This window comes from Achromobacter sp. ISS7 (assembly GCF_056523125.1).
Genome location: NZ_JAWRZD010000001.1, coordinates 2333466 through 2354511, shown reverse-complemented (window position 1 = coordinate 2354511; position 21046 = coordinate 2333466). Strand labels below are relative to the sequence as shown.

General features: G+C 66.0%; 20 protein-coding genes and 1 pseudogene. 15 read left to right on the top strand and 6 right to left on the bottom strand.

Translation table 11 applies throughout. The features are described 5' to 3' along the window. Nucleotides 1-9: 9 nt before the first annotated feature. From AC1HFW_RS10580 to AC1HFW_RS10525, 12 genes are all read left to right on the top strand, one after another. A complete protein-coding gene (locus AC1HFW_RS10580; RefSeq protein ID WP_054474376.1) occupies nt 10-363 on the top strand; it encodes a phage tail tube protein in 354 nt (117 codons plus the stop codon). 32 nt (nt 364-395) lie between these two features. Further along, nucleotides 396-695 (top strand): hypothetical protein, encoded by a 300-nt coding sequence (locus AC1HFW_RS10575; protein ID WP_054474375.1) that lies wholly within the window; start codon nt 396-398, stop codon nt 693-695. Nucleotides 696-834: 139 nt separating this feature from the next. Beyond that, nucleotides 835-3012, top strand: a complete 2178-nt coding sequence (locus AC1HFW_RS10570) for a phage tail tape measure protein (protein ID WP_054474374.1) — start codon at nt 835-837, stop codon at nt 3010-3012. A gap of 1 nt (nt 3013) precedes the next feature. After that, on the top strand, nt 3014-4264 hold the full coding sequence (locus AC1HFW_RS10565) for a DNA circularization protein (RefSeq protein WP_054474373.1): 1251 nt from the start codon (nt 3014-3016) through the stop codon (nt 4262-4264). Next, complete coding sequence (locus tag AC1HFW_RS10560) at nt 4264-5391, top strand: phage baseplate assembly protein (protein ID WP_054474372.1); 1128 nt, start codon at nt 4264-4266, stop codon at nt 5389-5391. Before AC1HFW_RS10565 ends, AC1HFW_RS10560 begins: the two co-directional genes overlap by 1 nt. Further along, entirely contained in the window at nt 5388-5933 is a 546-nt protein-coding gene (locus AC1HFW_RS10555; RefSeq protein ID WP_054474371.1) for a phage baseplate assembly protein V, read from the top strand. The genes AC1HFW_RS10560 and AC1HFW_RS10555 overlap by 4 nt, the downstream gene beginning before the upstream one ends. 53 nt (nt 5934-5986) lie before the next feature. Next, the gene (locus AC1HFW_RS10550; RefSeq protein WP_054474370.1) at nt 5987-6469 is read left to right on the top strand and encodes a phage GP46 family protein; all 483 of its coding nucleotides are present in this window, start codon (nt 5987-5989) and stop codon (nt 6467-6469) included. A gap of 1 nt (nt 6470) precedes the next feature. Then, nucleotides 6471-7523 carry a baseplate J/gp47 family protein gene (locus AC1HFW_RS10545; RefSeq protein WP_479283164.1) on the top strand — a complete coding sequence of 351 codons (1053 nt, stop codon included), beginning with the start codon at nt 6471-6473 and terminating at the stop codon, nt 7521-7523. Continuing rightward, the gene (locus AC1HFW_RS10540) at nt 7520-8113 is read left to right on the top strand and encodes a YmfQ family protein (protein ID WP_156333340.1); all 594 of its coding nucleotides are present in this window, start codon (nt 7520-7522) and stop codon (nt 8111-8113) included. The genes AC1HFW_RS10545 and AC1HFW_RS10540 overlap by 4 nt, the downstream gene beginning before the upstream one ends. Before the next feature lie 21 nt (nt 8114-8134). Next, on the top strand, nt 8135-9019 hold the full coding sequence (locus AC1HFW_RS10535) for a phage tail protein (protein ID WP_474787958.1): 885 nt from the start codon (nt 8135-8137) through the stop codon (nt 9017-9019). A 782-nt stretch (nt 9020-9801) separates the two neighbouring features. Beyond that, nucleotides 9802-10173 (top strand): hypothetical protein, encoded by a 372-nt coding sequence (locus AC1HFW_RS10530; protein ID WP_054474366.1) that lies wholly within the window; start codon nt 9802-9804, stop codon nt 10171-10173. 134 nt (nt 10174-10307) lie between these two features. Further along, nucleotides 10308-11099 (top strand): DNA adenine methylase, encoded by a 792-nt coding sequence (locus AC1HFW_RS10525; RefSeq protein ID WP_054474365.1) that lies wholly within the window; start codon nt 10308-10310, stop codon nt 11097-11099. Here the strand turns inward: AC1HFW_RS10525 and AC1HFW_RS10520 are convergent. Next, complete coding sequence (locus AC1HFW_RS10520; RefSeq protein ID WP_082380301.1) at nt 11059-12081, bottom strand: tyrosine-type recombinase/integrase; 1023 nt, start codon at nt 12079-12081, stop codon at nt 11059-11061. The two genes, AC1HFW_RS10525 and AC1HFW_RS10520, sit on opposite strands and share 41 nt — an antisense overlap. Before the next feature lie 215 nt (nt 12082-12296). Between AC1HFW_RS10520 and cheB the strand changes: the two are divergent. Together cheB and AC1HFW_RS10510 are read left to right on the top strand one after the other, a co-directional pair. Then, a pseudogene (gene cheB, locus AC1HFW_RS10515) lies at nt 12297-13312 on the top strand (chemotaxis-specific protein-glutamate methyltransferase CheB). 35 nt (nt 13313-13347) lie between these two features. Further along, the gene (locus AC1HFW_RS10510; protein WP_006395479.1) at nt 13348-14361 is read left to right on the top strand and encodes a response regulator; all 1014 of its coding nucleotides are present in this window, start codon (nt 13348-13350) and stop codon (nt 14359-14361) included. 85 nt (nt 14362-14446) lie between these two features. On the opposite strand, the gene AC1HFW_RS10505 is transcribed toward AC1HFW_RS10510, so the two are convergent. From AC1HFW_RS10505 to AC1HFW_RS10485, 5 genes are all read right to left on the bottom strand, one after another. Next, complete coding sequence (locus tag AC1HFW_RS10505) at nt 14447-16102, bottom strand: ABC transporter permease (protein WP_006395478.1); 1656 nt, start codon at nt 16100-16102, stop codon at nt 14447-14449. Between the two features lie 41 nt (nt 16103-16143). Further along, the gene (locus tag AC1HFW_RS10500) at nt 16144-17073 is read right to left on the bottom strand and encodes an ABC transporter substrate-binding protein (RefSeq protein ID WP_192579567.1); all 930 of its coding nucleotides are present in this window, start codon (nt 17071-17073) and stop codon (nt 16144-16146) included. A 43-nt stretch (nt 17074-17116) separates the two neighbouring features. Continuing rightward, nucleotides 17117-17830 (bottom strand): ABC transporter ATP-binding protein, encoded by a 714-nt coding sequence (locus tag AC1HFW_RS10495; RefSeq protein ID WP_479283160.1) that lies wholly within the window; start codon nt 17828-17830, stop codon nt 17117-17119. Further along, the gene (locus AC1HFW_RS10490; RefSeq protein ID WP_479283158.1) at nt 17827-18945 is read right to left on the bottom strand and encodes a porin; all 1119 of its coding nucleotides are present in this window, start codon (nt 18943-18945) and stop codon (nt 17827-17829) included. The genes AC1HFW_RS10495 and AC1HFW_RS10490 overlap by 4 nt, the downstream gene beginning before the upstream one ends. Nucleotides 18946-19052: 107 nt before the next feature. Then, a complete protein-coding gene (locus AC1HFW_RS10485; RefSeq protein ID WP_081104957.1) occupies nt 19053-19532 on the bottom strand; it encodes an Lrp/AsnC family transcriptional regulator in 480 nt (159 codons plus the stop codon). A 177-nt stretch (nt 19533-19709) separates the two neighbouring features. Between AC1HFW_RS10485 and AC1HFW_RS10480 the strand changes: the two genes are divergently transcribed. Then, nucleotides 19710-20996, top strand: a complete 1287-nt coding sequence (locus AC1HFW_RS10480; RefSeq protein WP_006395473.1) for a cystathionine gamma-synthase family protein — start codon at nt 19710-19712, stop codon at nt 20994-20996. The last annotated feature ends 50 nt before the right edge of the window (nt 20997-21046 follow it).

The following is a 21046-nucleotide window of genomic DNA, read 5'->3' as shown; positions in this document are numbered from 1 at the left end:
ATCACGACTATGTCTCAGGTTACCGGCCGAGTATTCATCAGCGTGGGCGGCCGCCGCCTGCGCAGCAAGCCCGGCGCCACGCTCGATATCGGTGGCGTGTCGCGCGCGCCCGTCATGAGCGATAGCGGCGTCGACGGCTACACCGAGTCCACCGCTGCACCGGCGGTGAACTGCACCATCAGCCACATGGCCGGCGTGAGCCTGGCCGACCTGGCGGCGATCCGTGACGAAACCATGCGGTTCCAGACCGACACCGGCATCGGCTACACGATCCGCGGCGCCTTCCTGGCGGCGCCGCCCGTGCTCGGCGGCGGTGGCGAGGTCACGCTCGCCTTCAACGGCGTCGAGTGCATCGAAGGCTAGAGCCGCTTTGTAAATCCATTTCAAGGAACATCATGAAAACTCCCCTGACCGTTATCAAGACGCTGCCTTCGCCCTGGGTGGTAGGCGGCAAGCCCGTCACCGAGATCGAAGTCCGAGAGGCGTCGTTGGGTGACTCGCTCGAGGCCGAGAAAGAAGCCAACCCGGCGCTGCAGCCGACGGCCTTTCAGGTCGCGCTGGCCTGCCAGGTGCTGGTGCGTGCGGGCGACGATACCGGCCCCTTCGTGCCGGGGCAGTTCAAGACCCTCAAGGGCAAGCAGTGGGCCGTCTTCCGTGAGGCCATGCAGGAGGCTGAAAAGCTGGGGGAAGACTGACGCGCGCCCGCGAGGGCGCGCTCCTGCAGATCATGCTCTTGGCATCCCGGCTGGGTTGGAGCCGGGCCGAGATCCTGGCGCTTCCCTTGGCGGAAGCGCAGTTTTATGTAGATCAGCTCACTAAGAAGAGGTCTGGGTAATGAGCGAATTCGTCGTTGGGGTTCGTGTCGACGGCACCGCGGCCGGCCTGAACAAGGCCGCGCTGGAAGCTAAGAAGGCCCTGGACAACATGGCCATCGCAGGGGCCAAAGACCTCACCGCGATCGGCCGTGCCACCAAGCAGACCGAAACCTCGCTCGTGAACATGGCGACGCGCACCCAGCGCGAGTTCGCCCGCATGGCCCAGGCGCGCGAAACCCTGGGCATTCGCTCCGAGCATCGAATCCAGCAGGAGATCCTGCGCACGCAGGCCGCTTACCAGCGCCTGGCCAACAGCGGCACCATGAGCTGGCGCGAGCAGCAGCGCGCCGCCGAACAGATGCGCCAGACGGTCGGACGGCTGAATGCCGAGATGGGCGTGTTCAGCGGGCGGCAGCGCCTGATCGCCGGCGCTCAGAAGGCTGGCCTGTTGGCTGCTGGGGTTATGGCGGGTGCCGCCGTGGTGGCGCCGAAGGTCAATCGGGCGTTCTCCTATGACGAGCAGCTCGCCCATATGGCGAACACCGCATACGGTGATCCGTCGCTGAACGCAGCCGAGGATCGAGCACGACGTATCGCTGGACGGACTGAAATGGACCGGGCTATCCGCGATGCGATCCGATATGGTGGCGGAACCCGGGAAAGCGCATCGGCAACGCTGAACTCGTTGCTATCGTCCGGCCGCTTCAATTCTGCGGACTCAATGACCATCTTTCGCGAGGCCCAGCGTGCCGCTACGGCGAACCAGGCGTCGGGAGATGAATTTGCCCAGATTGCGTTCGCTGCCAACGCGAGCATGGGGATCAAGCCGCAGGAAATGGCACGCGTCTTCGGGGCTGCTACGTTCGCCGGTCAAAGCGGTGCATTCGAGATCCGGGATCTGGCGGCCTCTCTTCCCAGCCAGTTTGCATCAGCTCGAAACGTTGGCTTGTCCGGCGTCACCGGAGTGGCCAAGCTTGCTGCTTTGAACCAAGCAACAAGGCTGACTGCTGGGACTTCTGCGGAGGCTGCAACAAATACCGAAAATCTCCTCACAAAGATGGGAGCGCAGGACACCCGGAACAACTTTGCAAAGCTGGGGATTCGATACGACAAGAGACTCGCAGAAGGCCGCATGGCTGGTCTCGACGCGCTTGACGTAACGGCAAACATCATTGAGGAGCAGCTTGCAAAGGACAAAAACTACCAAAATGCGCTCACGAAATACCGGAAGGCTCCCGAGGGAACTGAGCGGCAAGAAGCCCTCGCGTCAGTGATGAATATCGCCCAGGGCAGCGTCATATCCAAGCTGTTTCCAGACAAGGAGGCGATGAAGGCTCTAGTTGGATTCCTTGCAGACCGCGGCAATGTCAACAAGATTGCCAAGGATTCATTGCTATATGGCGCCGATGCTGTCAACCGGAACATGTGGACTGTCGAAGAATCCCCCAGTTACGCGCTCAACCAGGCAAAGCAAGCAGAAGAGTTCGCAAACTACGATGCAATGATCAAGCTTGCGCCGGTTACCAAGGCAGTCGCAGACAGTTTTGCTGACCTGGCCAAGAGCTCGCCGCAATTGGCGGCCGCGATTAGCGGCTCTATCACGATTCTTCAGGGCCTGGCGGTTGGAGCTGGGGTTGTCGGGTTAGGCGGGGCTGCGCTTGGCGTCGGAAAGGCCGCAAGCTCTATCGGCGCAGCACGGGCAGCGCGGGCCGCAGCAACGGCAGCCGCAGCTGCGGCCCCAGCTGGTGCCACGAGCGCGCTCGGCGGCGCCGGAGCAGGTGCGGCGGGAGGCATCAGTGCCGCCGGCGCACTGTCGGCCGGCTTTCTGGTTGCAGCCCCCATCGCTGGCGCTTTGGCGCAAGACAATATGTTCCGCACCGAGGAGGGACTGCGCAATCGCATCGCTCAGCGCGAAGAGAGGATCAAGATGTTCGACGAATTGATTGCAACGAAGCAGGAGGTTGGTGACACGCCGCTGTCTATCAGCAAGGTGCAGGCCGAGCGCGATGACGTGGTTGCTTCGCGCGACGAGATGATCCGTCGACTGCAGGAACTGCTGGCCAACGCCAAGGTCGGCGGCGAGGTCAATGTCAACATCACCGCAGCCCCGGGCATTCAGGCAAATGCAGACCTGCAGCCCAATGACGGCACCCGAATGACGGGCAATGTCGGGCGCACCAATGTGAACACGGACTGATATGGGCTGGCGTGAAGAACAGCGCAGGGTGGCGCATCCCGACGGGATGGCGGTCGGCGCAAGCTTTCGGGGCGTGCCCTTTCGCACGACCGAGTCGGATACCGGTGTCGGCCGGCGCAACGAGGTGCACGAATACCCCATGCGGGATCTGCCCTATGCCGATGACCTGGGGCGCCGCGCGCGCGAGTTCCAGGTCAATGGCTATGTGGTGGGCGAGAACTACCTGCAGGAGCGAGACGCGCTTATCGAGGCGCTTGAAGCGTATGGGTCTGGCGAGCTGATTCATCCCAAGTACGGCATGCTCAACGTGGTCGTACTGGGGCGGGTCAGCATCCGCGAGTCTCATACTGAGGGCGGCATCGCCCGGTTCGCGATCACGTTCGCCGAGGCCGGCGAGAACACGTTCCCGCAGGCGGCATCGAGCACTCAGGATGGCGTGCACGACGCGGCAGACGAATTGGGCACGGCTTCCGTGGATCGCTTTTCCTCTCTAATCGACGTCTCCGGCGCCGCCACCCTCGTTTCTGACCTGGTCGGACGCGTTACCTCCAGTCTGGACGCTCTGCAGCGGATGGTTGGACTGAACGGCCTGGTCGACCTTGCTGGAGACGTCGTACGCGGTGTTTCGTCAATTTCGGACCGTCTCTCCACGCTGATCCGTACGCCAGAGACGCTTGCCCTACAGCTCCAGTCGCTGTACCAGCAACTGGACGTGGCCATCAAGCGTCCGAAGTCAGCCATAGCTGACCTGCGCGCGGAGTACGGCGCCAACGACCCGGCGCCATGGACAAGTCCCGTCGGGTCGGCATCTCCGCCCCTGGGCGCCACCGCGGCCCGCCGGGTGGAGAACGCGGCCGCGATGGAGGAATTCACCCGCAGCCAGGTGATTGCGACCCAGGCCCGCATTCTGACCGACGCCATTGCCGCCAAGGAAGTGACGACGGGTCAAGACGCCCGCGACCAGGCCGACGTGGTGCTGGAGGAGATCGATCACGAGCTCGAGGCCTATGACCCGCCGGCGCAGATGGCGGCCGCGCTCATTGCGCTTCGAGTTGCCATCGTTCGGGACGTGGCCGAGCAAGCCGACCGCCTGCAGCAGCGAGCGACCTATACCACCCAGGCCATGCTGCCGGCGCTGGTTATCGCCCAGCGTGTGTACCAGGATGGATCGCGGGCCGATGAGCTCGTCGCTCGCAACCAGGTGCGCAACCCGCTCTTCGTGCCGGCCGGCGACTTGGAGGTGCTGCGCTAATGGCTCAGCTTGACGAAAACCTGATCACGCTGGTGGTGGGCGGCCAGGCCTATGGTGGCTGGAAGAGCCTGGAGGTCGAGCGCGGCATCGAACAGCTCGCGGGTGAGTTTCAGCTGACGCTGACTCACCGCTGGCCAGGCGAGGAGGCCCCGATCGGCCTGCGCGAGGGCCTACCGTGCGAGGTGAAGTTCGGCCAGGACGTGCTCATCACGGGTTACATCGACACGATCGATATCGACCTGACCGACAAGTCCTGCAGGCTCAACGTCAGCGGGCGCGACAAGACGGGCGACCTGGTGGACAGCTCTGCCATCCATGGCAGCGGTCAGTGGAAGCGCGCGCGTCTGGAGCAAATCGTACGAGACATCTGCAAGCCGTTCGGCATCGAGGTGCTGGTGCAAACGGACACGGGTGACGCGATCGACAGCTTCTCCCTGGATGACGGCGAAAAGGCGTTCGATGCGATCGACCGTGCGGCTCGGGCCAAGGCGATCCTGGTGACCAGCTCGCCGACCGGCCAATTGGTGCTGACCCGCGCCAGCGAGACGCTGATCGAAACCAAACTGGTCGAGGGCCTGAACATCCGGAGAATCAGCGCGCGACACACCTGGGCGCGGCGCCATTCCGAGATCCGCATGAAGGCGCAGGTCGCGGGCAATGACAACCAGTTTGGCGCGACGGCCGCCCACATCCAGGCCAAGGCAACGGATCCGGAGATTGATCGATACCGGCCGCTGATCATCCATTCCGAGCAAGGCCTGAGCAACGCCGAGGCCAAGGAACGCGCCCAGTGGGAGGTTTCCACCCGGATGGGGCGTGGTAAGCGTGCGCAGATCATCGTCGTTGGGTGGCGCACAGGGCAAGATGGCCAGGTCGGCGATCTGTGGCTCCCCAACACCCTGGTCAGGGTTACCAGCCCCCGCATGTTCCTGGATCTGGATTTGCTGATTACCTCCTGCCGGTACACGCTGGACGAGACCAATGCCCGTCGCACGGCGCTCACCGTGTGCCGGCCGGAGGCGTTTGATCTGGAGGGCGCATCGCCGCGCCGCCGGCGCAAGCGCCGCAAGCAACACCTGGATGACTCCCCCTGGGATCTGTCCGGCACGGGGAGACGCGAAGAATGAGCATCTCCTCGGCCCTGAATCGGATCCGGCTGGCCATTGCCCGCGCCCTCGTTGGCCAGGTCAACGACGGTGGCGGCCTGCAGACCGTCCAAATCGGCATCCAGGCCGATGTCGGCCGCGACCAGGCAGAACGGTTTCAACAGTACGGCATGACGTCGGTGCCGCACGCGGGCGCTGAATGCGTCACCCTGTCCGTGGGCGGGAATACCGATCACCAGGTGGTAATCAACGTCGATGATCGCCGTTACCGGATGCGCGGCTTGGAGACCGGCGAAGTCGCCATGTACGACGACCAGGGCATTTCGATACATCTGACCCGCGCCGGCATCGTAATACGCGGCGCCGGAAAGCCGATTCGCATGACGGATGCCAGCGAGATCGAGCTGGACTCTTTCGTGCGCGTGACGCGCGGCCTGCGCGTCGACGGTGACGTGGACCTGCGAGGTGGTAAGGCTACCCACAACGGCACGGACATCGGCCATCAGCACAAGCATGACGGCGTGCAAGAAGGCGACGACATCTCCGGCACGCCCGTCGCCTAGCCGGTAAACCTGTTTAATGGCACTGCCGGCCATGTTCCGCGAGACTGCGGAGCATGGACTTCTCTCTCACCCTTGACCCCGAAACCGGCCTGCTCGACATGAGCCTGGCCGGTGCGGATTTCGCCGGCGACGATACGCTGGTGACGGCGGTGCTGCTCAGCTTGTGCACGGACCGCCTGGCGCAGCCGCACGAGGTGGCGGCTGGTGAAGACCGCCGTGGCTGGTGGGCCGACGCCTACGCCTCGTCCCCCCAGGACAAGTTCGGTTGCCGCTGGTGGCTGCTCGCCCGAGAAAAGCAGTTGCAGTCCACGGTCCAGCGCGCCCGCGATTACGCCCTCGAAGCTCTGAAGTGGATGCAGGAGGACGGCCTGGTCACCTCGGTGGGGGTGAGCGCCTTCGTTCCGCGGATGGGCTGGCTCGTCCTGCTTATCACGCTCTCCCTGAACGGCGTAGACCGCCGTTATCGATTCGAATGGAACGCCGCGACCCAGGCCTGGCGCCTGGCTGGCGAGTCGTTCGTGCCCTCTGAGGTTTGACATGCCGGTTCCCCGTCCAACCCTTCCCAAGCTGATCGAGCAGATGGCCTCCGAGATGGAGAGCCGCCTGCCTGGCATTCTTCCTCGAGCCCGTCGCAGCTTGGCTGGCGTCCTGGTGCGTGTGTTCTCGGGCGGCTTGGATGCGCTCTACAAGTTCCTCGAGCGGGTATTCAAGCAGGCCTGGCCCGACCAATGCGACGAAGAAGAACTGTCCGCTCACGGCGCGCGATGGGGCGTCCAGCAAAAGACCGCGGCGCCGGCGACTGGGTCGCTGTTGATTGGCGGGGAAAACGGGGCGGCGCTGATGGCGGGCTCCGTGTTCCAACGTGCGGACGGGGCGCAGTTCACGGTCGACGTGGGAGTGATCATCGTGGGCGGCAGCGCGACGGCCGCCATTACCGCAGTGGGAACTGGCCAGGCGGGCAACACTGCGGCCGGCATTCAATTCAATCTGGCCAGCCCCGTGCTGGGCATCAACAGCACTGCCGTCGCGTCGACCGAGATCTCCGGCGGCGCCGATGTCGAGCGACCGGAATTGTTCCGGGCCCGGATCCTGGAGCGGATCCGCCGGCCACCCCACGGTGGCGATAACGATGACTACGTGGCCTGGGCCAAGGAAGTCGCTGGGGTGAGCCGCGCCTGGTGCACGCCCAACGGAATGGGCGCCGGCACGGTCGTCGTACGCTTCGTCCGGGATGACGATGATGATCCGATCCCAGACGCGGGGGAGATCGAAGCCGTTCGGATGCATATCGAGGCGCAACGGCCGGCGACAGCTGAGCTGTTCGTGCTGCCGGTGGTGGCCAAGCCTGTCGCATACGTGATCTCGGACCTGCAACCAGACTCGGCCGAGATCCGCGCCGCGATCATCGCTGAGCTCAAGGACATGCACGTGCGTGATGCAATCCCCGGTGGCACGCTGCTGATCACTCACATGAGGGAGGCAATCTCGATCGCCGCTGGCGAGAACGACCACGTGCTGGTGTCTCCGGCCGGCAACGTGACCTGCCTGCTCGGCGAGCTGGCCACGTTCGGGGGAGTCACGTGGGCGTGAGAAGCATAGAAGCCTGGCGCGAGGCGCTCCTGGCGCTGTTGCCGCCTGGCGGCATGCTCAACCGCCAGCCTGGCGGTGTACTGGTTCGCCTCATGGAAGCCTGCGGCGCCTCGATGCGCGCGGTCGAGCGGTTGGCGGTATCGCTGGTGGCCCAGTTCGATCCGTTGCTGGCCGACGAGTTGCTAGAGGACTGGGAACGGCTCTACGACCTCCCCGATGAATGCCTGGATGCCCCTGTGGGCAAGGAACAGCGGCGCCAGCGCGTGAACATGCGCCGACTCATGCTCGGCGACGCCAGGCCCGAATACTTCCGGCAGATGGTCATCGGCCTGGGCTATCCCGACGCGCGGATCGACGAATTCCGCCCGTTCCGGGCCACCAGCAAGTGCACGGCGGCAATCAACCAGGGCGGCTGGCGCTTTGCCTTCCGAGTGAACGTGGTCGCCTCTGCCAACGTTGTCCAGGCCACCGCCAACAGCAAATGTACGGCGCCGCTGCGTGCCTGGGGCGATCCCGGGTTGCTGTGTCTCCTATCACGCTACAAGCCCGCGCACACAGTCGTGCTGGTCGGGTATGTCGATTCCCTTTGATTTTCACTTTCCAGGTGCGCCATGCGACGAATAGCCACTCCCACCCGACATCTGAACAAGTTTGGCCCCGGCCGCGACGGCTTTACCAATGGCGATCCGATCGCTGGCATACCGTCGACGGACCTGCAGGCTGAGTGGTTCGACGCCCTGCAGGAAGAGGTGGCCGCGGTCGCCGAGACCGGTGGCGTGGCGCTCGACCCCAACAACAACGCTCAGCTCCTGCAGGGAATCCAACGCCTCATCGCTGCGGCGCTGACCAACCGTCCGCTGATCCGCTCGATCCTGGATCTGCCTACGGCCGATGTGGGCCCGATCATCGTGAGGGAATGCAGCGAGGTGTGGACGTGGGTCAGCACGGCATTTTTCACAGGCTACCGCTCCCTGTTGTGCGGACGCCCCTTGGATGGTCACACCGCGGCACCGCTGGCCAGCGAGGTCGACGCGGTGGGTGGCCTACTGCCGAAGGTCGGAGCCTACGCAGGCCTGTGGGGCTACGCGCAGGAGGAAAGCCTGGTTCGCACGGAAGCTGTGTGGCAGGCCAATCGCGGCGCGCATTGGTTCTCGGACTACTCGGCCACGCAGTTCCGGGTGCCCGACCTGCGCGACATGTTCCGCCGCTTTACGGGGACTGACCTCGACACTGCAAATGCAAGAGCTATGGGCAGCCGTCAGAACGATGCGTTGCGCCTGCACGGCCACAGGGTGCGCGGCACGAACACAGCAACCCCGTTCTCGTCGCTCTACGCTGTGGGAGGTGCTGCCAACACGCTTGCTGGCGGCCAGGCTGGCGGGGACAACTTCTACGAGAAAGGTCCCGCAGGTGGTTCGTTCCCATACATCGAACAGACTGGGGGGGCCGAAACCCGGGGGCCGAACGTCGCCTATTACCCTCGGATCCACGCGTAGCCTAGACATGAATTCGTGGGTGATAGGCGGTGTTCGATGACCTGGTTTCCGGCCCCATGTTTGCCGACACCAGGCCGGACTTCGGGAACCCGGCTTTGTTCGACGTGCCTGCGGGCATGAACCACCCTGGTCCCGAAGTCTGCTGGGCAGCCGAGGATTCAAGCAAAAAGGTGAGCGGTCCCACCTGGTCAGCTTGTCTCGACGCCATAGCTCTTGCATTTGCAGTGAGGCGGACGTCAAGCATGGATGCGAGGGTGATAAGCAGTGTTCGTCGGGCGCACCCTCGCTACGTTGCCCGACGTGGGCGTTCCGGCAGTGCCTGGCGTGCTGCTGATCTTCATGCCCGGGGTCGGGCTGGCCACTTGCTCCAGCCCCCATACGGCGGCGGCCGCGGCCGAAAAGTCGGCGATCGACGTCAGGCCGGTGGGGCCACCGTTCACTGCGATCGCGCTTCCCGACTGCCGGGATGCCAACGCCCGTGCATTTGCAGTGAGGCGGACGTCAAGCATGGATCCGAGGGTAGTAAGCAACGTTCAGGGACCGGGTCTCTTTCGACACCCGGGGCGCGCCTCGGGCGCCGTCAGAGATCGGATCGCGTACCCGGTTTGTCGATACCGCCCCGACAGGGGACTCGTAGGCATCGGTGGTCCCATCCGGCTCCACGCGGCCACGCACCGCAGGGAAGTAGTGCAGGGCGTGCCAGTGGCCTTGGAATGCGTCGCCCTGCCTGCTGCCGGCCTCGCGCGCATTTGCAGTGTTATTTCCAACCCAAGGAGAGCCGAATGGCTACCAAGACTGTCTATCAAACCGACCCCGTCAGCGGGATCTATCTCTTCGCGACACAGGCTAATGAGCTGGCCCTGGTCCCCGGGGTTTTCAATATTCCCTTCGGCTCTTACGAAGAGGCCCCGCCAGCAGTAGCGGCGGGCGAGGTCGCTCGATGGAATCAGGCCACGTCAGTTTGGGACGTGGAGGAGGATCACCGTGGCGAGGTGTTCTACCTGGTCAAGGACGGGTCCACGTACGAGATAGGAAGCAGCGTCGAAATCGATGGCAACCCGGCTAGCTACCCGGGTTGGGGAAATGTGCCCGCCTGGCTGACTCTGGACGCGCCTGATCCCGTGACTGGCGAAGCTAGCCCCACGGGCGAATAAAGACGCGGCGACGTGCTCGGCGCTGGAACGCCGTGCACGCCCCGCACCAGCAGAATGAGGCTGCCAATGTGGCCAAGGCCGCGTCACCTGTGCACAGGCGCGCCAAGGCTACCATTTTGAAACGAATTTACAAAATGGCATCTCCTATCATTCCGTGGCTCGGTGGCAAGCGCCGCTTGGCCGACCGTCTGCTTCCGTACTTCCCGCCTCACCAGTGCTATGTCGAACCGTTCGCTGGCGGGGCGGCCATGTTCTTCCTGCGGCCCATGGCGGCCGACGTTGAAGTGCTCAACGACGTCAATGGCGAGCTGATAAACCTGTACCGGGTCGTGAAGCACCACCTGGAGGAGTTCGTCCGCCAGTTCAAGTGGGCGCTGTCGAGTCGCCAGGTGTTCAAGTGGCTTCAGATAACGCCCGAGGAGACATTGACCGACATCCAGCGGGCGGCCAGGTTCTTCTACTTACAGCATTCGGCTTTCGGCGGCCGCGTCGATGGCCAGTCGTACGGCACTGCCACCACCGCGCCGCCTGGGCTCAATCTGTTGCGCATTGAGGAAAACCTGTCGTCCGCCCACTTGCGTTTGGCCAGCGCCTATGTCGAGAACTTGCCGTGGATGGAGTGCATCCGCCGCTATGACCGGCCGCACACCTTTTTCTTCATGGACCCTCCCTATTGGGAGACCGAGGGCTACGGGGTGGAATTCGGCTGGGAGCAGTACGAGCTCCTCGCGGCAGTGTTGGGAAAGCTCAAGGGGAAGGCGATGGTGACCTTGAACGATCACCCCGCCATCCGCGATCTATTCTCCAGCTTTCCGATTGAGTCCACCGACATCACGTACACCGTGGGTGGTGGCGCTGGCGCCCACCGGCGTGAGCTGGTGATATTCAGCTGGGACGTGCACGCTGAGCCAGCAGGGCTGGTGTGAGGCCTGCCGCCAAGCGTGCCCGCTGTCGGCGACCAAGATCGCTGCGGGCTAGCTCCTTGGCCAGGTCTCGCCCCGACGGGTGGTAGTAGCGCAGCAGCATCCGAGTATCTCGGTGCCCAGTCACTTTGGCCAGCTTGTGCATGTCATATACCTCGGCAAGGCGGGTTGTGGCCTCGTGGCGTAGATCGTGCAGCCGGAGATCGGCGAAGTACTCTGGCCTTGGCGTACGCCCGTACCGCGCACAAAGGGCCTCATAGTCCCTTCGTGCACGCTTTCGGGCCCGGGCAAATGCCCGGGTGGCTGACGAGGGCGAGATTGAGAAAATCCGCCCTCTGGAAGGCCTCCCGACGAGGTAGTGTTTCAACCAGGCTAGAGCCCAGGGAGTCAATGGGACAGCGCGGCGCTGACCATTCTTGGTGTCGTCGAGGTAGATCACACCGTGGGCAAGGTCAATTCGCTCTCGCTTTGCGGTGACGACCAGCTCGGAGCGGCGCATGCCGGACTCTGCGGCCAGGACCATGATGGTTGGCAGCTCGGCCGAGGTGGTAGACCGGATGAGCCATTCGATCTCGCTCCTGGGGCACTCGGTCTCCGGGACGCCTCTAAGACGGATGTTGTCGTAAAGGCGACGTTCCCGGGCATCGTTGACGGCTGGACGGTCTACAAACTGGAGAGGGTTGACCAGGGTCCGGTGCTTCCACGTCTTCCTGGCCACTGTATACAGATGGGACACAAGGGCGAGGCGGCGCACGACCGTCGCTGGTGCCAGGTCTTTCAGCCAAGCGTTGGCAATGTCGCTGATGTCGGTGTCCGTTATTGATGCCAGCCGGCGATTGGCCAGCCTGGTCTCGAGCCAACGTGCGGCGATCGAAGCGTCGGTCGCTGTTCCTTTCTTTCGAGGGGATATCTCAGCCAGGTATCGTGCCAGAGAGTCGGAGAGAGTGGGGGTGAGGTTTTGGGGTCTGTGTTTCCAGCGGCTCATAATCGAAAGCCGTCAGATTCCCCAATTTGTAATTATTTTTCCGCTGGCGTAACTCAGCGAGCGGGCATTTATCTCACATCAGACGCCCCAAATTTCGCGCGCCGCTTCAGCCGGCGCGGGCTGGATGCCGGCGCCGACTATTATCTGGCCAAGGGCAGTTTCCACGACGACGCCTTGCTGGACGCCGTGGAAGACCTGATCGGAAAGGCGCGGACGTGAGAATCGGAATCGTCAACGATCTTCAGATGGCGGTGGAAACCCTCAGGCGCGTCATCGCGCTGGAACCGGGGCTGGAAGTGGCGTGGGTCGCCGCCAACGGCCAGGAGGCCGTCGAGCAATGCGCCCTGGACCGGCCCGACGTGGTGCTGATGGACCTCATCATGCCCGTCATGGACGGCGTCGAGGCCACCCGCCGCATCATGGCGGAATCGCCCTGCGCCATCGTGGTGGTCACGGTCGACGTGGCGCGCCACACCGCGCGGGTGTTCGACGCCATGGGCTACGGCGCGCTGGACGCGGCGGACACGCCGGTGGTCGGCAGCGCCGACCTGCGCAGCGCGGCGGCGCCGCTGCTGCGCAAGATCCGCAATATCGGCTGGCTGATCGGCCGCTACGGCACCAATCGCACCGCGCTCAGCCCGGTGGCCCGCACCGCGGCCCAGGCCGACCCGTCGCAGGGCCTGCTGGTGATCGGCGCCTCGGCTGGCGGACCGTCCACGCTGGCGCAGCTGCTGCGCGACATTCCGGTGGGTTTTCCCGCCGGCATCGTGCTGGTGCAGCACGTGGACGCCTCGTTCGCGGCCGGCATGGCCGACTGGCTCAATGACCAGATCACGCTGCCGGTGCGACTGGTGCGCGAAGGCGAACGGCCGCTGCCGGGGCAGGTGCTGCTGGCCGGCACCGACGACCATCTGCACCTGCTGGCCGATGGTACGCTGCGTTACACCGAGAATCCGAAAGAAAGCCTGTACCGGCCCTCTATTGATGTATTTTTCATAGCGTCGCGCAGCACTGGCGCGGCCTGGCCGTCGGCGTGCTGCTGACGGGCATGGGGCAGGACGGGGCCCGCGGCCTGAAGGCGCTGCGAGAGCGCGGCTGCCTGACCATCGCCCAGGACCAGGCCACCAGCGCCGTCTATGGCATGCCCAAGGCGGCCGCCGCGATGCAGGCCGCAGTTGAAATCCGCCCATTGGACAAGATCGCACCCCGCCTGATCCAGGCTTTCGCCTGAGCGGGCGGAGCAAGTAGAAATCAAGGAAAGACACTATGCACCCTCCCTTTGACAGCCCGGCCTCGGCCGACCTGAACTCGCATGCGGCCATGGTGCTGCTGGTCGACGATCAGGTCATGGTCGGCGAGGCCATCCGCCGGGCCCTGGCCACGGAGGGCAATATCGACTTCCACTACTGCTCGGACCCCTACAAGGCGCTGACCGTGGCCGTCCAGACCCGGCCCACGGTGATCCTGCAGGACCTGGTGCTGCCGGGCGTGGATGGCCTGAGCCTGGTGCAGGAGTACCGCAGCCACCCGGTCACGCGCGACATCCCCATCATCGTGCTGTCGACCAAGGAAGACCCCGCCATCAAGAGCGCGGCCTTCGCCGCCGGCGCCAACGATTACCTGGTGAAACTGCCCGACTCGATCGAGCTGGTGGCGCGCATCCGCTACCACTCGCGTTCGTACCTGGCTCTGGTGCAGCGCGACGAGGCCTACCAGGCCCTGCGCCAGAGCCAGCAGCAGCTGCTGGAAAGCAATATGGAGCTGCGCCGCCTGACCAACTCCGACGGCCTGACGGGGCTGGGCAACCGCCGCTATTTCGACGAATACCTCAACGCCGAATGGCTGCGGGCGCGCCGCGACGGCCGCGAGATCAGCATGCTGATGATCGACGTGGACCACTTCAAGTCGTACAACGACACCTACGGCCACATCGCCGGCGACGAAGCGCTCAAGCGCGTCGCCAACACCATCTTCGCCAGTTGCGACCGCTCCACCGACCTGGCCGCGCGTTTCGGCGGCGAGGAGTTCGCGCTGGTGCTGCCGGGCACGCCGTCGGGCAGCGCCCGGCTGGCCGCCGAGAAGCTGCGCCGCGCCGTCGAGGCCATGCAGATTCCGCAGAAGGACAGCAACGGCGGCCCGTGGCTGACCGTCAGCATCGGCACCGCCACCGCCGTGCCGGCCGCCGACCAGCCGTGCACCGACCTGATCCAGGTGGCTGATCGCGGCCTCTACCAGGCCAAGAACCAGGGCCGCAACCGCGTGGTGCAGGGCCAGATATAGAACGCCGCGCGGGCGCCGTGGGTTCGAACCCGCGGCGTCCGCGCGGCGAACCGCCCGCCGGCCGGCGGACGGTCTCGCCAGGCCGCTAGGCCGAGCGGCCGCGCCGGATCGACGTGGCCGCCAGCATCAGCGTCAGGCTGACGCCGACCGCCACCGCGGCCATGGCCATGCCTTCGCCCACCGACCCCTGCTCGAATTGCCGCCAGACGAACACCGACACCGTCTGCACGCCGGCGGGCGCCAGCAGCAGCGACGTCACCAGTTCGCGCGAGGCGACGGCGAACACCATCAGCATCGCGGCCGCCAGGCCGGGCAGCACCAGCGGCAGCACGATGCGGCGCAAGGCCGCCGCCGCGCTGGCGCCATGCACCCGCGCCGCCGCTTCCAGGTTGGCGCCGATCTGCGCCAGCGCGGCGCTGACGTAGCGCACCGGGTAGGGCAGCAGCAGGCAGGTGTACGACAGCAGCAGGATGCCCCAGGTGCCGTACGGCGAAGCCGGCCAGAACGGCTGGTTCCAGGCCAGGATCAGGCCCACTCCCACCACCACGCCGGGCAGCGCCGCGGGCAGCAGCGCCAGCGCGTCGATGACGGCCGCGCCCGGCACGTGGCGGCCGGCTACGCACCAGGCCGCCAGCAGGCCCACCGCGCCGGCCGCCAGCGCGGTGCCGGTGGCCAGCAGCAGGCTGGTCGACAGCGCCTGCCAGGCTTCGCCGCCGGCCTGGAACAGGGCCGCGAAGTTGGCCAGGGTCAGGTTGTCCAGCGACAGGCCGGCCGAGACGTGGCGCGTCAGGGCCGCGGCCAGCATCGACGCCAGCGGCGCCGCCACCGCCACCAGCGCGACCGCCGCGAACAGGCCGAGCACCGGCCAGCGCCAGGCGCCCAGCCGGCCGCGCGCCAGCGGCGCGGGCTTGCCGGTGGTGGTCTCGAAGCCGCGTCCGGCGACCAGCGCGCGCTGTACGGCGTAGGCCGTCAGCGCCAGGGCCACCAGCACCATCGACAGCAAGGCCGCGCCCGGCAGGTCGATGGGCCAGTCCGCCAGGCGCCGCTCGATGGCGGTGGTCATGACGCTGACGCCGGCCTGCGAGCCCAGCGCGGCGGGCACGCCGTATTCCTCGATCGCCAGCGTGAAGGCCAGCAGCAGGCTGGCCGCAATGGCCGGCAAGGCCAGCGGCAGCGTCACGCGCAGGAAGGCGCGCCAGGGCCCGGCGCCGAACACGCGCGCTACCTCGGCCAGCCGCGCGCCGGTGGCGGCCATGCTGCGCGAGACGGCGAAGTACACCACCGGGAAGATCGCCAGCCCCATCGCCAGCGTCACGCCGGCCGGCGAGAACAGCAGCGGCCCGAGATTGAAGCCGGCCAGCTGCTCCAGGTAGCCGCGCGGCTGCAGCGCCATGGTCCACGACAGCGCGGCGATGTAGGGCGGCAGCAGGAACGGCACCAGGAACAGCAGGTCCCACAGCCGCGCCAGCGGCACCTGGAACAGGCCGCGCAGCGCGCCCAGCGGAATGCCGATGAGCGCGCTGACGGCGGCCACGCCCAGGCCCAGCTTGAGCGTGCCGCCGACCAGCGTCAGCGCGGCCGGGGTGGCCAGGGTGGCGGCCCAGGCGCCGAAGGGATCGCGCAGCGACCCTTCGGCCAGGTGGGGAAAGACGGCCTGCAGCGCGACGAAGGCCATCGGCAGGGCGACGAGCACGCCCAGGGCGGCCACGGTGATGGCCGCCAGGATGAAAACGCTTTTCATGGTCGGGGAGGGGATGCCGGGCGCGCCGGCATCCCGGCCTGTCAGTGTTGGCCGAACAGGCGCGCGAACCGCGCCAGCACCTCGGCGCGCGAGGCGCCGGGCGCGGTCTCGGGCAGCAGGGCCAGGTCCTTGAACAGCGGCCGCTTGCCGGCCACGTCCTGGCGCGCCGGCATCAGCCAGGCGTCGGCGACGGCGCGCTGGCCGTCCTCGGACAGCACGTAGTCGATGAACTGGCGGGCCTGGTCGGGCGCCTTGGTGGTCTTCAGGATCATCATCGGGCGCGGCGCGATGGCGGTGCCGCTGGACGGGAAGATCACCTTGATCGATTCGCCTTTCTCGACGCTGGCGTACGACACGTAGTCGACCGCGCCGAACACGGCCGCCTTGGCGCCTTGCAGCACCGGCGTCAGCGCCTGGGCGTTGGGGCCGGAGATGGTCATGCCGTTGTCGCGCAGCGTCTCGAACAGCTTCCAGGCCGCTTCGCCCTGGGCGCTTTGCAGGCCCAGCAGCAGGTCGAGCGAGGCGCCGGACAGGGCCGGGTCGGGGGTGGTGACCTTCTGCTTGAACTGCGGGCCGGTCAGGTCGGACCAGTCGCGCGGCTCGGGCGTGCCGCTGCGCGAGTTCCAGACGATGCCCAGCGCCGAGATGCCCTGCGCCACGTAGGTCGGGGTCTTGAAGCGGGCCGGCACCTGGGCCGCGTTGGGGCTTTCATAGGCCAGCAGCCAGCCGCGCTGGTCCAGGTCCTGCGCGGTGTCCCACGAGGCCGAGATCAGCACGTCGGCGCGCGGGTTGGCCGACTCGGCTTCGAGCCGGGCCATGACCTTGCCGGTGGTGGCCTGGAACACGTCGACCTTGATCCCGGTCTTTTCCTGGAAGCCCGCCGCCAATTGCTTGATCAGGCCGCCGGGGCCCGCGGTGTAAACGGTCAGCGCCTTGGCCTGGCCCGAGGCCAATCCGAACGAAAGCGTCATAAAGAACGTGGCAAGTAGTTTTGAAATGGGTGCGTTGGGCATTTTAGGCAGAGTCCTGGGGTTTGGACATCACGAGGTCGGCGATGCGGCCGTTGGCCATGCGGGCGATCGTGTGCGCCAGGGCATGGGCTTCCTCGTGGTCGTGGGTGACATAGACGGCGGTGGTGCCGAGCCGGCGCAGCAGCGCGCCGATCTCGACGCAGAGCGATTCGCGCAGGGCCCGGTCCAGGTTGGACAGCGGCTCGTCGAACAGCAGCACGCGCGGCCGCGCCACGATGGCGCGGGCCAGCGCGACGCGCTGCTGCTGGCCGCCCGACAGTTCCGACGGGCGGCGCGCGGCGTGTTCGCCCAGGCCGACCAGGGCCAGGGCTTCCTGCACCCGGGCCGGCCGGTCGCGCCGGGCGACGCCGCGCATTTCCAGCGGAAAGGCGACGTTGCCGGCCACGCTCATGTGCGGCCACAGCGCGTAGTCCTGGAACACCATGCCGAGGCTGCGATGTTCCGGCGGCTCGTGGCGCCGCGCGTCGCAGACGACGGCATCGCCGAAGGCGATGCTGCCGGCCTGCGGCCGCAGCAGGCCGGCCAGCGACTTGAGCAGGGTGCTCTTGCCGCAGCCCGACGGGCCCAGCAGCGCCAGGACGGTGCCCGCGGGCACGTCCAGGTCGACGCCGTCCAGCACGGTGTGGCCGTTGAAGGCGTGCCGCAGGCCGCGCACGGCGATCGCCGTGCTGCCCGCGGAAAGTTCAAGCGCGCTCAAAACCGGTGCCGCAGGCCGAGGTTCAGGCCGAACTGGTTCTTGCCCGGTTCGACGTTGGCGCCGTACTTGCCGCCGATCACGCTCTGCGCCGACTTGTCGTCGTTCACCGCATAGGCCGCGACGGCGTAGACGGTGGTGCGCTTGGACAGGTCATATTCGTTGCCCAGGACGAACATGGTGGACTTCTGGCCGGTGCCGGCGGCTTGCGCGGCCGGGCAGACGGCGTTGTTCATGTCGTCGCAGACCGAGTCGTTCAGGTGGTACACGGCGAACGACAGGCGGTTGTTCGACACCGGCAGGTAGGTCACGCCCAGCCAGGTCAGGTTGTTCTTGTAGTTGCGCTGCGTCAGCTTCTGCTCGAGCCAGCGGTAGCCGGCGTAGACCTTGAAGCCCTCGAAGTCGTACGACAGGCCCGCGACGATGCGGTCTTCGCGGTTGTCGCTGTTGGCGCCCCTGGCCGGCTTGTCGGCGTTCTTGGAGTGATAGAGCACGCCGGCGTCCAGGCCGCCCGACTGGTAGCGCACGCCGCCGCCGATCATGCGGCCCAGCGTCTTGTCGTCGAACGACTGCTCGTTGTTCCAGCCGAAGCTGTAGTAGCCGCCGACGGACACGGGGCCGAACTTGCCGACGTACATCACCGCGTTGTCGGTGCGGTCGGAGAAAGCGGCGTCGGGGCGCTTGATCGAGAAGTTGGCGTTGTCGAACGGGTTGTACTTGCTCATCCAGTCGATCATGAGCGTGTTGTGGCGGCCCAGCGTCAGGCGGCCCAGGCTCTTGCTCGACAGGCCGACGTAGGCCTGGCGGCCGAACAGGCGGCCGCCCTGCATGGTCTGGCCGTTGTCGGAGTCGAAGCCGTTTTCCAGCACGAACACGGTCGACAGGCCGTCGCCCAGGTCTTCGGTGCCACGCAGGCCCCAGCGCGAGCCGCTCAGGTTGCCCGTGCTCATGCCCGTCTTGCTGTTGCCGCCGGGACCGTTGTTGATGTACTGCAGACCGGTGTCGATCAGGCCGTAGAGCTGGACCGAACTGGAAGTGGCTGTCGCCGCGAGGGCGGGGGAGAAGCTGAAGACGGACAGGCAGGCGCCAGCCGCCGCGATGCGGAGAGTCGATTTCATAACAGGAAGTCCTCTTTGGGATTCAATCGGAATCGACACTCTAGGTACGGGTCGCTACAGCTTCGTGACACTCCTTGCGATTGTGGTTTTTCGGTTGGCGGCGCGGATCACAGGTGCAGCTTGGTCGACGACTTCACTTCGTGCATCGACAGCGTGCTGAGCAGTTCCTTGACGCCGGGCAGGGTGCGCAGCCGGTTGCGCACGAATTCGGAATAGGCGTCGAAGTCGCGCGCCACGATGTGCAGCAGGTAGTCGTGCTGGCCGGTGGTGTTGTGGCAGGCCAGCACCTCGGGCATGGCGGCCACGGCGGCCTCGAACGCGTGGCAGGTTTTCTCGGTGTGGTTTTCCAGCGAGATGCTGACGAACGCCACCACCCCCATGCCCAGCGCGCGGCGGTCGAGGATGGCCTGGTAGCCGCGGATGACGCCCGAGGTTTCCAGGCGCTTGAGGCGCTTCCAGCAGGGCGAGGCCGACAGCGAGACGCGCTCGGCCAGTTCGGCGTTGGAGAGCCGGCCATCTTCTTGAAGGATTTTCATGATTTTCCAATCGATCGCGTCAAGTTGATGTAACAAGGCAGTCTCTTTCATGATTTCAAGGCTGTGGGAAACGATATTTCCCATTATCCCGTTTCGGAAGTAGAAATGGAAAGAATATTGTGGCCCGGCAGGCCCATACTCGCTGCATCGCCTGGCCGGCGGCGCTATCGTGTCCGAACCCGTGATACCGCCGTCCGGTAGGCCGCAATTCCCCTTGAGAGGCACACCATGAGTTATTCCAGCTATCACAAGAAAGACATCTCCGGCCGTCCCCTGCATGCCGAAACGCAGATGATGTCGTACGGTTTCGACCCGTTCCTGTCCGAAGGCGCGGTCAAGCCGCCGGTGTTCCTCACGTCCACCTTCGCCTTCCGCTCGGCCGAGGACGGCGCCGAATTCTTCGACCTGGTGTCGGGCCGCAAGCCGCTGCCGCAGGGCGAGTCGGCCGGGCTGGTGTATAGCCGCTTCAACCATCCCAACCTGGAAATCGTCGAGGACCGCCTGTCGCTGCTGGACGGCTCGGAGGACGCCGCGGTGACCTCCAGCGGCATGTCGGCGATCAGCGCCGTGTTCCTGGCGTTCCTGCGCCCGGGCGACCAGCTGGTGCAGTCCGTGCCGCTGTATGGCGGCACCGAGACCCTGATCGCCAAGATCTTCCCGGAATGGGGCATCGGCTCGCATCCGATCCACGACGGCCTGTCGGCGCAGAGCATGCGCGACGCGCTGGAGGCGGCCGCGGCCAAGGGGCCGGTGAAGCTGTTCTACGTGGAAACGCCGGCCAATCCGACCAATGCGCTGATCGACTTCCAGGCGGTGACGGCCGAGCTGGACGCGTTCGCCGCGCGCCATGGCTACCGTCCGATCTCGGTGTGCGACAACACGCTGCTGGGCCCCATCTTCCAGAAGCCGGCCGAGCATGGCGTGGACCTGTGCGTGTATTCGCTGACCAAGTACGTGGGCGGCCACAGCGACCTGGTGGCCGGCGCGGTCACCGGCACCAAGGACCTGATCAAGAAGGTGCGGGCGATCCGCAGCGCCTTCGGTTCGCAGCTCGATCCGCATTCGTGCTGGATGATCACGCGCTCGATGGAGACCGTGGTGCTGCGAATGAAGCAGGCCGCGCGCAGCGCCACCCGGGTGGCGCAATGGCTGGCCGGCAACCCGCACGAGAAGGTGCGCATCTACCACCCCGAGATCATCGCCGACGAGGCCTACCAGGCGGTCTACAAGCGCCAGTGCAGCGGGCCGGGCTCGACCTTCGCGTTCGTGCTGGACGGCGGCCGCGCCAAGGCGTTCCGCTTCATCAACGCGCTGCGCCTGTTCAAGTCGGCGGTGAGCCTGGGCGGCACCGAATCGCTGGTGTGCCATCCGGCCTCGACCACGCATTCGGGCGTGCCGGCGGCCGAGCGCGACGCGGCCGGCGTGTCGGAAGGGCTGATCCGCATTTCCATCGGCCTGGAGCACGAGGAAGACCTGATCGCCGACATGGACCAGGCCATGCGCAGCCTGGCCTGAGGCGGCGTTGACGCGGGCATGAGTCGGGTTTGGGGTAGATCTGGGACGAG